7 protein-coding genes are annotated in these 9,650 nt (G+C 64.6%); 2 read left to right on the forward strand and 5 right to left on the reverse strand.

Annotated elements, in window-relative coordinates; translation table 11 throughout:
- Together Q0S71_RS16375 and Q0S71_RS16380 are read left to right on the forward strand one after the other, a co-directional pair.
- A partial coding sequence (locus tag Q0S71_RS16375) for an FUSC family protein (RefSeq protein WP_295997953.1) occupies positions 1-1,566 on the forward strand: 1,566 nt, incomplete at its 5' end.
- Positions 1,567-1,923: 357 nt separating this feature from the next.
- Positions 1,924-2,151 carry a hypothetical protein gene (locus Q0S71_RS16380; protein WP_295997956.1) on the forward strand — a complete coding sequence of 76 codons (228 nt, stop codon included), beginning with the start codon at positions 1,924-1,926 and terminating at the stop codon, positions 2,149-2,151.
- A gap of 283 nt (positions 2,152-2,434) precedes the next feature.
- Here Q0S71_RS16380 and Q0S71_RS16385 read toward each other — a convergent pair whose 3' ends face one another.
- From Q0S71_RS16385 to Q0S71_RS16405, 5 genes are all read right to left on the reverse strand, one after another.
- Positions 2,435-3,895 carry an amino acid permease gene (locus tag Q0S71_RS16385; protein WP_295997959.1) on the reverse strand — a complete coding sequence of 487 codons (1,461 nt, stop codon included), beginning with the start codon at positions 3,893-3,895 and terminating at the stop codon, positions 2,435-2,437.
- A gap of 166 nt (positions 3,896-4,061) precedes the next feature.
- Positions 4,062-5,159 carry an NADH:flavin oxidoreductase/NADH oxidase gene (locus tag Q0S71_RS16390; protein ID WP_295997961.1) on the reverse strand — a complete coding sequence of 366 codons (1,098 nt, stop codon included), beginning with the start codon at positions 5,157-5,159 and terminating at the stop codon, positions 4,062-4,064.
- A 349-nt stretch (positions 5,160-5,508) separates the two neighbouring features.
- The gene (locus tag Q0S71_RS16395; RefSeq protein WP_295997963.1) at positions 5,509-6,018 is read right to left on the reverse strand and encodes a DUF1993 family protein; all 510 of its coding nucleotides are present in this window, start codon (positions 6,016-6,018) and stop codon (positions 5,509-5,511) included.
- A 202-nt stretch (positions 6,019-6,220) separates the two neighbouring features.
- Entirely contained in the window at positions 6,221-7,243 is a 1,023-nt protein-coding gene (locus Q0S71_RS16400) for a succinylglutamate desuccinylase (RefSeq protein ID WP_295997966.1), read from the reverse strand.
- Positions 7,244-7,259: 16 nt separating this feature from the next.
- Positions 7,260-9,650, reverse strand: a 2,391-nt coding sequence (locus tag Q0S71_RS16405) for an NAD-glutamate dehydrogenase domain-containing protein (protein WP_295997967.1), incomplete at its 5' end; no start/stop codon positions are given.

Here is a 9,650-nt window from a genome sequence, read left to right on the forward strand (position 1 = left end):
AGCCTGCTGGCCGACCGCCAGCAAGCCTCGCGCGACCTGATACTGCGCAGCCACCAGAACAGCAAGGACGCCATCGTCGTGCAGACCCACGTCTGCATGCTGGACCTGTATGAGCTGGTGCTGTCGACCCACACCGACTACGCGCAGCTGCGCATGCACCTGGCCGACACGCCGGTGCTCAACAGCCTGCGCGACCTGGCCTACAAGGCGGCGCGCGACATCGAGTCGGTGGCCTACGCGGTCACGCGCAAGCGCGTCTCGCGCGCGCGCATCGACTACGCGCCGGAACTCGACGCCATCGACGCCGAAATCGGCGCCCTGCACCAGCGCGTGGAAGACGGCAAGCCGGCGCAGGAAGCGCTGGCCGTGCTGCGCGCGCAGCGCAACAAGGTGCGCGCCATCGTCAAGATGATAGGCGAACTGCATCTGTCGACGCAAAAGGCCTACGACAGCACGCCGTTCTGGATCGACGCCGACATGGCGCCCTTTTTGTCACAGCAAAAGTACGAGTTCAAGACCGTGCTGTCGCACCTGCGCTTCGACTCGCCCATCCTGCGCTTCTCGCTGCGCATGGCGATGGCCATATCGGTCGGGCTGGCGATCGGCGAGCACCTGCCCTACGCGGCGCACAGCTACTGGATCGTGCTCACCATCGTCATCATCCTCAAGCCCAGCTTCAGCATGACCAAGCAGCGCCGCAGCGACCGCATCATCGGCACCGTGATCGGCTGCGTGCTGACGGCGCTGGTGATCCGTTTCTTCAATTATCCGGCCGTGATACTGGGCATACTGGTGCTGTCGACGGTGGCCACGCCGACCTTCGTCTACCTGCGCTACCGCTACGCCGCCATCGCCGTCAGCATGATGATACTGCTGGAGATGCACCTGCTGGCGCCGGGCAACGGCAACGTCGTCATGGAGCGCCTGGTCGACACGCTGATCGGCGCGGCCGTGGCGACGGTGTTCAGCTTCGTGCTGGCCAACTGGGAATATCAAAGCCTGCCGGCGCTGATCCGCCGGGTGCTGGACGTGAACCTGTGCTATATGGAGGCGAGCTTCGCGCTGATACAGGGTCAATGCCGCGACGACTTCAGCTATCGCATCGAACGCAAGCGGCTGATGGACAGCCTGGCCATGCTCAGCTCCGCGCTGGTGCGCATGCTCGACGAACCGGCCCGCAAGCAGCGCGCGGTGGAAGACATCAACCTCTTCATCGTGCAGAATTATCTGCTGGTGGCGCACGTGGCGGCGTTGCGCTCGATCCTGCGGCGCCACGCCAGCGAACTGCCGGCCGGCGCCGTCAACGCCATGCTGGCGCGCAGCCACGCGCAAGTGTGCCGCACGCTGACGCTGGCCCTGGCGCAGCACGGCCAAAAGGTCGTCGCGGCACCGCGCATCGAGGCGGAGGCCGCGCTATCGCCGGCCGACGGCGCGTGGTCCGGCTGGCCGCTGGTGCAGCGCCGCATCCGCCTGCTGCAGGCCGATGCCGACAAAATCATCATCCACAGCGAAGCCATCGTGCGCGACGTGCTGGAAATGGAAGGCGCGGTGCGGCCGGCCGTGTAGGTCCGAATCAGGTTGGCCCCCGCCACCCCGCGGCGCAAACCGGTTTAAGGCCCCGATAGCGGCCGCCAGCGCAGCTATGCGGTTTCTGAATGTCCAGATCAGCGATTGGCGATGGGTAGCCACAGCCCCCCATGTTTTATTGCTCATTTACATGATCTTTGGGGCAAGATTCCGCGTCCCCGCCTCTCAAGCAGCCTCCCGGCAATCTTTTTCCATTGCTAACAAACATTAGTTTATCGACAAAATCCGGGTAGAGATATACCGAATTTCTATGGCTCGTATCATGAATTGAAATTTTATTTATGGGAAAAAGGCGCCTATACTGCACTGCAACATCCCCACTAACAGGAGCCCACCATGAATACCGCAGCCACCAGCTACACCTTCGATGAAGCAGCCGTCGCCACCAGCTATACCAGCAATGTCGTCAACGCGGCCCGCGGCCTGATGGCTGCCCTGTTCGCCGTCAAGCAAGAAGCGGCCAACGACCAGACCGCCCTCTACCTGACCCGCATGGCCGACGATTACGAACACATCACGCCCAACCTGTCGGCTGAACTGCGCGTCATCGCGGCGAGGAACTAATCATGCACGCCATTATGGAAAACGTCCTGGTCACGCTGTGCATCGCCGGCGTGCTGTTGAGTGTGTATTTCGCCCACCGCGCGGAGAAATGATATGTTGACCGTCATCGAAAACATCCCGGCGGCCATCGCCGTCATCGGCCTGTCGCTGCGCCTGTACCTGGGCGCCCGGCCGAAACGCACGCCGCGAGTCTGATCATCGGCGCGCGTAAAAAAGCCCCGGTCGCTTGAGAGCACCGGGGCTTTTTAACGTCCTGAAGAAGGAGCGTCGCGACTTATCTCCCTCAGTTCAGGCGCGAATGGCGCATGCCGTACAGGAAATACGTCAGCACGGCGGCCGTCATCCAGATCGCGAAGATGGTGTAAGTCGTCGTCGACAGGCCGAACACAAGGTACAGGCAGGCGACGATGCTCAGGCCCGGCACCAGATACGGGCCGAACGGCACGCGGAAGCCTTTGACGCCCCTGCCCTTTTCCTTCTTGCGCATCACCGGCACGGCCAGCGACACCACCATGAAGGCCGTCAGCGTGCCCATGCTGACCATATCCCACAGGAAGGTGGCGTCGACGAAGCCGGCCACCAGGCCCACCACGCAGCAAACGATGGCCGTGTTGATGACCGGCGCGTGCGTGTGCGGATGGACTTGCTGGAACGATTTCGGAATCAGGCCGTCGCGCGAGATCGCGTACAGGATGCGGGTCTGGCCGTAGATCGTCACCAGCGTCACGCTGAAGACGGAAATGACGGCGCCGGCCGCCAGGATCAGCGCCGGCCAGGTCTTGCCGGTGACGTTTTGCAAAATCACGGCCAGGCCGGCTTCCTGCCCGGCGAACTTGTAGGCCGGCTGGGCGCCCAGCGCCGCCACGGCCACCAGCATATAAAACACGGTGACAATGGCCAGCGCGGCCAGGATGCCGATCGGCACGTTGCGCTTGGGATTGCGCACCTCGTCGCCGGCCGTGGCCACCGTGTCGAGGCCGATGAAGGAAAAGAACACGGTGCCGGCGGCGGCCGTCACCCCGGCCATGCCGGTGAAGTGGGCGCCGTTGTCCGGGCTGAAGAAGGGCTTGAAATTGTTGATGTCGAAGCCGGAAAACGCGATGACGACGAAGAACACCAGGATCGCCAGCTTAATCATCACCATGATGGCGTTGGTGGTGGCCGATTCCTTGGTGCCGCGCAGCAGCAGGAAGCAGCACAGGCAGACCAGCGCGATCGGCGGCAGGTTGATGTGGCCGGGATGGAATTCGATGCCCTGGGCGCCGGACACGATCATCGGCGAGCGCAGCATCTCCGGTATATGCCAGTTGAAGGCGTTGCCGAGGAAGTTGTTCAGGTAATCGGACCAGCCTATCGCCGTCGCGCTGGCCGCCAGCCCGTATTCCAGCAGCAGACAGGCGGCCATGATGAAGGCCAGGAATTCGCCGACGGTGGCGTAGGCGAAGGAGTAGGACGAGCCCGAGGCTGGAATGCGGAACGACAGTTCGGCGTAGCACAGCGCGGTCAGGCCGGCCGTGATGGCCGCGATCAGGAAGGACAGCACCACCGATGGCCCGGCTTTCGGCACGGCTTCGACCATGGTGAAGAAAATGCCGGTGCCGATGGTGGCGCCGACGCCTATCATCGTCAGCGGGAATAATCCGATGGAACGGGCCAGGCCGCTGCTGTTGAGACTCTGCCCATGATCGGCGGAGGTATCGATCGGCTTGGTACGGGTCAGTTTCTGGCCCAGTGTTTGGTTCACAGGCTATCCTTTGTTATCGCGTTCGGTCAAAAAAACTAAGCGATTATAGAGCCTGGGACTATATCGCCATAAGCAAATTTTTGTATTACAAAGGCAAGTGGGTGGCGGCGCAACAGCGCAGCGGGCCCGCGCCGCCACCGTGCGCGGACCGGCTCCGGCGCCGCCCTTATTTCGCGAACAAGTCCCGGCTGCCGTGCGGCGCCGACCGCAGATACTGGGGCGGCGCCTGCACCTGCGCGCCCAGCCTGGCCGCCGCGTGCCACGGCCAGCGCGGGTCGTACAACATGGCCCGCGCCAGCGCCACCATGTCGGCCTCGCCCTGCACGATGATCGATTCGGCGTGCTCCGCCTCGGTAATCATGCCGACGCCGATGGGCGTCAATCCCGTCTCGCGCTTGATGCGCGCCGCGAACTGCATCTGGTAGCCGGGACCGGGGGCTATCTTCTGCAACGGCGACAAGCCGCCGCTGGACACGTGCATGAAATCCGTGCCGCGCTGTTTCAGCTCCTGCGAAAAACGCACGCTCTGCTCGATCTCCCAGCCGCCGTCGACCCAGTCGGTGGCGGAGATGCGCACGCCGAGCGCCATCTCCTTGGGCACGGCGGCGCGCACCGCTTCGAACACTTCGAGCGGAAAGCGCATGCGGTTTTCCAGCGAGCCGCCGTATTCATCGTCGCGCACATTGGACAACGGCGACAGGAACTGGTGCAGCAGATAGCCGTGCGCCGCATGCAGTTCGATGCCGTTGACGCCGAGCGCCCGCACCCGCTGCGCGGCGGCGACGAAGTCGCGCTTGACCTGCGCCATGCCGGCCGCGTCGAGCGCCGTCGGCGGCGCGTCGCCGGGCGTGTACGGCAGCGCGGACGGCGCCACCGTCTGCCAGCCGCCGTCGGCCGGCGCGACCAGGGCGCCGCCCTGCCACGGAATCTGGGTCGACGCCTTGCGGCCCGCGTGCGACAGCTGCACGATCAAAGGGATGCTGGCGTGGCGGCGGATCGCCTGCACCACCTTGCGCAGCGCGGCCTCGTTGGCGTCCGAGTACAGCCCCAGGTCGGCGGCCGTGATGCGCGCCTGCGCGCTGATGGAAGTGGCCTCGATATTGAGCACGCCGGCGCCCGACAGCGCCAGGTGGCCCAGATGGATCATGTGCCAGTCGCTGGCCGAGCCGTCGTCGTGCGCCGAATACTGGCACATCGGCGCGACGGCGATGCGGTTCTTCAGCTGCAAAGGGCCCAGCGCGTATGGTGAAAATAACTGACTCATGTCGCGACCTCGTGAGTGATGGAGTGAGTGATGGAGCAAGTGATGGAGTGACGATGTTACACAACTCGGGGACCGGCCGCGCGCCGCGACGGCGGCGGCGGTTACAGATGCTTACCTTTGATACAGCCTGACGTATAGATTACGGCAACGCGGCCCGCTAACCTTTCAAAACCCAGACCACAGCGCCACTCTCCGGAATATCACCATGAAAAAAATCCCCACCGTCTCCCGCATGCACCCAGTGACCGCCGGCGCCATCGCTTCGGCGGCCGTGATCGCGCTGGCCGGCATCGCGCTCCTGGCCCGCTGGCTGCACAAGGGATGATCAGTTCAAGGCCTCAGCTCAAAATCAGCCGAAGTGGCCCAGATAATCGCGCTTGCCGATCTTCACGCCCTGATTGCGCAAGATGTCATGCGCGGTGACGATGTGGAAGTAGAAATTCGGCAGACCGAATTTGAGCAGATAATCGACGCCCGTGAACTCCGGCTGGAAGGTGCCGAAGTTGATCTTGATTTCGCGCGCGGCGCTATCGTCGAAATGCGCCGCGTCGACGCCCTGTAAATACGCCATCGTATTGGCGATCCGCTCCTGCAACTGCTGGAAGGTGGTTTCGTTGTCCTCGAACTTGGGCGACGCCACGCCGCTCAGGCGCTCGACCGACAGCTTGGACGTATCGCAGGCGCGCTGCACCTGGCCGGCCAGCGACATCATGTCATCGATCAGGCGCGCGCCGATGAGGATGTCGGGCACGATGCCATGTTCTTCAGCGTGCGCCTGCGCCTTTTCCAGCAGCGTGGAAAGCACAGTCAAACCCCGCACGAAAACGGGAACGGAAATCTGGTGCATGGAGAGGGACATGGGAACTCCTGGAGATGGTTATTGAAGATATCGAGGTGCTGAAGCGACGAGTGTAGCGCATCCGGAAGCCCGGCGCTGACTCCCGTAGCCGCTTAAAAACCGGTCGCGTATAGGCTAGCTCAATCGAGCTCAGACCCTGACGTGAAGTGCTGGCTAACCGGCGAAAAAACGCCGGCTTAGTCGCCGGAGCGGTTTCTTCGACTCAGGAACTACGCACCACCATCAAGCCTGCGCGCAGGCCGACACGGACGTCGGGGTTGGGAAACACGACCAGCTCCTCGGCGTGCCTGACCACATACACGGTGGCGCCGTCGCGGGCGATTTCTTCGCCCTGCTTCAGCGCGGTGAAGTTCTGCGTAGCGCGGTCGAAGGCCATGCGGAAATCATCGCTCAACTTGATGATCTCCTGCGCCACCTTGAACACATGCGACTCTACCGTCGCGGCACCGGGAGCCGCGCCGCGCAGCAGGCCGTCGAGCGCGCGCGCGACGTCGGCGAACAAACTCAAATCGTTCCGCCCCAGCGTGCCGACCCGGCCCAGTTCGACCGTGCTGGCGGCCGCGCCATGATGCTCGGCCGAGTAGTAACTATAGGTGCCGGCCGATTGCGGATTCATGATGACGGCGCCGATGCCGGCCTCGCCCAGCCAATGCAGCAGTTTGGTCTTGCCCTCGTCCGCGATCAAATCCGGCACGATGGCGAAGGTCGGATACAGCGACGGCCGGATCGCCGTGTGCAGGTCCAGATGCCAGCGCACCGGTCCCGCGTCGGCGAAGAAGGCGCTGGTCGCGGCGATCAGCGTATCGGCCCGTTCGGCTTCGGCGGCGTCGGCCAGCGAACCGCGACTGGCGCGAAACATGCGGTTCAAATCGGCGTCGATAAACCGCTTGCCGGCCCGGATCGCGGCTAGGTTGCCGACGCAGACCATCAGGTTCACCGCCAGCGACTGCGCCTGCCGCGACAAGGCCTCCAGCAAATGCGCGACGACTTCTATCGGCCCCGTTTCATCGCCGTGCACGCCGACGGACACCAGCACGCTGGCGCGCTGGCGGCCGTCGGCGGCCTTGATTTGCAGGATGCCCGGCGCCGGCAGCGCGACCGCGAAACCGGCGCCGGCAAAGCGCTGCGCGACCGTACCGAAATCGGCTTCGGCCAGTGCGCGCACGGCCTCCGACACCGCAGGCGCGGTGTCGGGGTTGGCGGCCGATGGAACCACATTAGCCATCGCATTCACCATCGGCTTACAGCAAAACCGGCACGGTCGGCGTGGTCACTTCGGACAGCGCCCACACGTCCAGCATCGCCTGTTCCAGATCGGTCGCCACGGCGTAGCCGGTCAGGCCCAGCGCGTTGGCCACCACTTCGACCGCGTCGCCCGCATCGTGACCGTTGCCGGCCCGTTGCAGCACCTGCGTCAGCAGGCGTTGCTGCGTGCGCCGCAGCGCGTGCTGCGCGAAGTTGCGCAACTGCTCCTGCGACTTGCTCAGCGCCGGCAGTTTCAAGCCGCGCTCCAGCGTGTCGATGCCGGCCTGGCCGCGCAGCGCCATGCCCACTTGCAAAAAGGCCGGCAAGTCCATGCCGCTCGGACGATTGACCGACAGCGCGGCAAACACGAAGGCCGCCACGGCTTCGATGGCGTCGACCGATTTCCAGGCCTGCACGAAGGCCGAACGCAGCGACGGCGTCGTATCGGCTTCCGACTGGCCGTCGGCCGGCGTCAGCCTGGCCAGCATTTCCGGCTTGGCGAACAAACGCGTCAACTCCTGCAAGCCGCCGGCGGCGCGCAACTGCTCGGCGGGCACCGACAGCACGCCTTCGATCACGGCCTTCTGCAAACCACGGGTGCGGCCGTCGACCTTGATCGAAACGGCGCGCGGCACGTTCAGCGCATCGGCGTCCAGCGCTTCGAAAATAGGCGCCAGGTTCAGCGCGGACCAGGCCTGGCCCCACGCCAGGATCACGGCCGATTCGTCGACGCCGTGTTCCGCCGCCAGATCGCGCAGCATCAGCGGGCCGCAACGGTTGACGACTTCATTGGCCAGCACCGTCGCCAGGATCGCGTTGGCCAGCGGGTGCGCCAGCGCGCTGCGGGTGGCCACCAGCAGGTCGGGGAAGTAGGGCTTGAGCACCGACTCGGCCCAGCTGTGATCCGTCAGCGGCAGCGCCGACAGGATGCGCTTGTAGCGGTTCTTGACATTGGCGATGACGACCGCCAGCTCCGGCGTGGTCAGGCCGCGGTTGTCGGCGCGGCGGCGCGCCAGTTCGGCGACCGTCGGCAGCTGTTCCAGTTCGCGCGACAGCGCGCCCTCCTCCTCCAGGCTGGCGATCAGCGCCGCATAACCTTTCTGCGCCGCGCTTTCGGTCTGCGCCTGCGCTTCGCGCACCAGCAGATGCGTTTGCAGCGTGTTGTCGCGCAGGACCAGGCGTTCGATATCGTCGGTCATTTCATTGAGCACGCGGTTGCGGTCCGCTTCGCTCAACTGGCCGGCGTTGACTTCCACGTCCAGCCAGATCTTCGCGTTCACTTCATGGTCCGAGCAATCGACACCGGCCGAATTGTCGATCGCATCGGTGAAGATGCGGCCACCGGCCAGCGCGAATTCGATGCGGCCCGATTGCGTGGCACCGAGGTTGCCGCCTTCGGCCACGACCTTGCAGCGCAGCTCATCGCCGTCGACGCGGATATTGTCGTTGGCGCGGTCCTTGACCTGGGCGTGGGTTTCCGTCGAGGCCTTGATGTAGGTGCCGATGCCGCCGTTATAGAACAGGTCGACCGGCGCCTTCAGGATGCGGTGCATCAGTTCTTCAGGCGGCAGCGAGGTTTCCTCGATATCGAGCGCGGCGCGGATTTGCGGCGACAGCTCGATAGCGCGCGCGGTGCGCGGATAGACGCCGCCGCCGGCCGAGATCAATTCCTTGTTGTAGTCGTCCCACGACGAGCGTGGCAGCGCGAACATGCGCTCGCGCTCCGCGAACGAGGTGACGACGTCCGGCGTCGGGTCGAGGAAGATGTGGCGGTGGTCGAACGCGGCGATCACCTTCAGTTGGCGCGACAGCAGCGCGCCGTTGCCGAACACGTCGCCCGACATGTCGCCCACGCCGACCATGGTGATCGGGGTGGTGTTCATGTCGTGATCGAGTTCGTAGAAGTGGCGCTTGACCGCCTCGAACGCGCCCTTGGCGGTGATGCCCAGCTTTTTGTGGTCGTAGCCGTTCGAGCCGCCCGACGCGAACGCGTCGCCCAGCCAGAAGCCGCGCTGCACGGCGATGCTGTTGGCGATGTCGGAGAAGGTCGCCGTGCCCTTGTCGGCCGCCACCACCAGGTAGGGATCGGCGCCGTCGTAGCACACGGTGTCGGTCGGCGCGACGATCTTGCCCAGCACCCGGTTGTCGGTCACTTCCAGCAGGCTGGAAATGAACAAACGATAAACGGCTTCGCCTTCGGCCGCGATGGTTTCGCGGATCGCGTCCTTCGGCATCTGCTTGCAGACGAAGCCGCCCTTGGCGCCGGCCGGCACGATGACGGCGTTCTTCACCATCTGCGCTTTGACGAGGCCGAGGACTTCGGTGCGATAGTCTTCCATGCGGTCCGACCAGCGCAAGCCGCCGCGCGCGACCGGGCCGCCGCGCAG

Source organism: Rugamonas sp., from assembly GCF_025354735.1.
GTDB lineage: Bacteria > Pseudomonadota > Gammaproteobacteria > Burkholderiales > Burkholderiaceae_D > Rugamonas.

Excerpts from the sequence above, each read along its gene's own strand:
- Q0S71_RS16380 (WP_295997956.1), top strand. The coding sequence starts at position 1,924 with ATGAATACCGCAGCCACCAGCTACACCTTCGATGAAGCAGCCGTCGCC.
- Q0S71_RS16390 (WP_295997961.1), bottom strand. The coding sequence starts at position 5,159 with ATGAGTCAGTTATTTTCACCATACGCGCTGGGCCCTTTGCAGCTGAAG.
- Q0S71_RS16395 (WP_295997963.1), bottom strand. The coding sequence starts at position 6,018 with ATGTCCCTCTCCATGCACCAGATTTCCGTTCCCGTTTTCGTGCGGGGT.
- Q0S71_RS16400 (WP_295997966.1), bottom strand. The coding sequence starts at position 7,243 with ATGGCTAATGTGGTTCCATCGGCCGCCAACCCCGACACCGCGCCTGCG.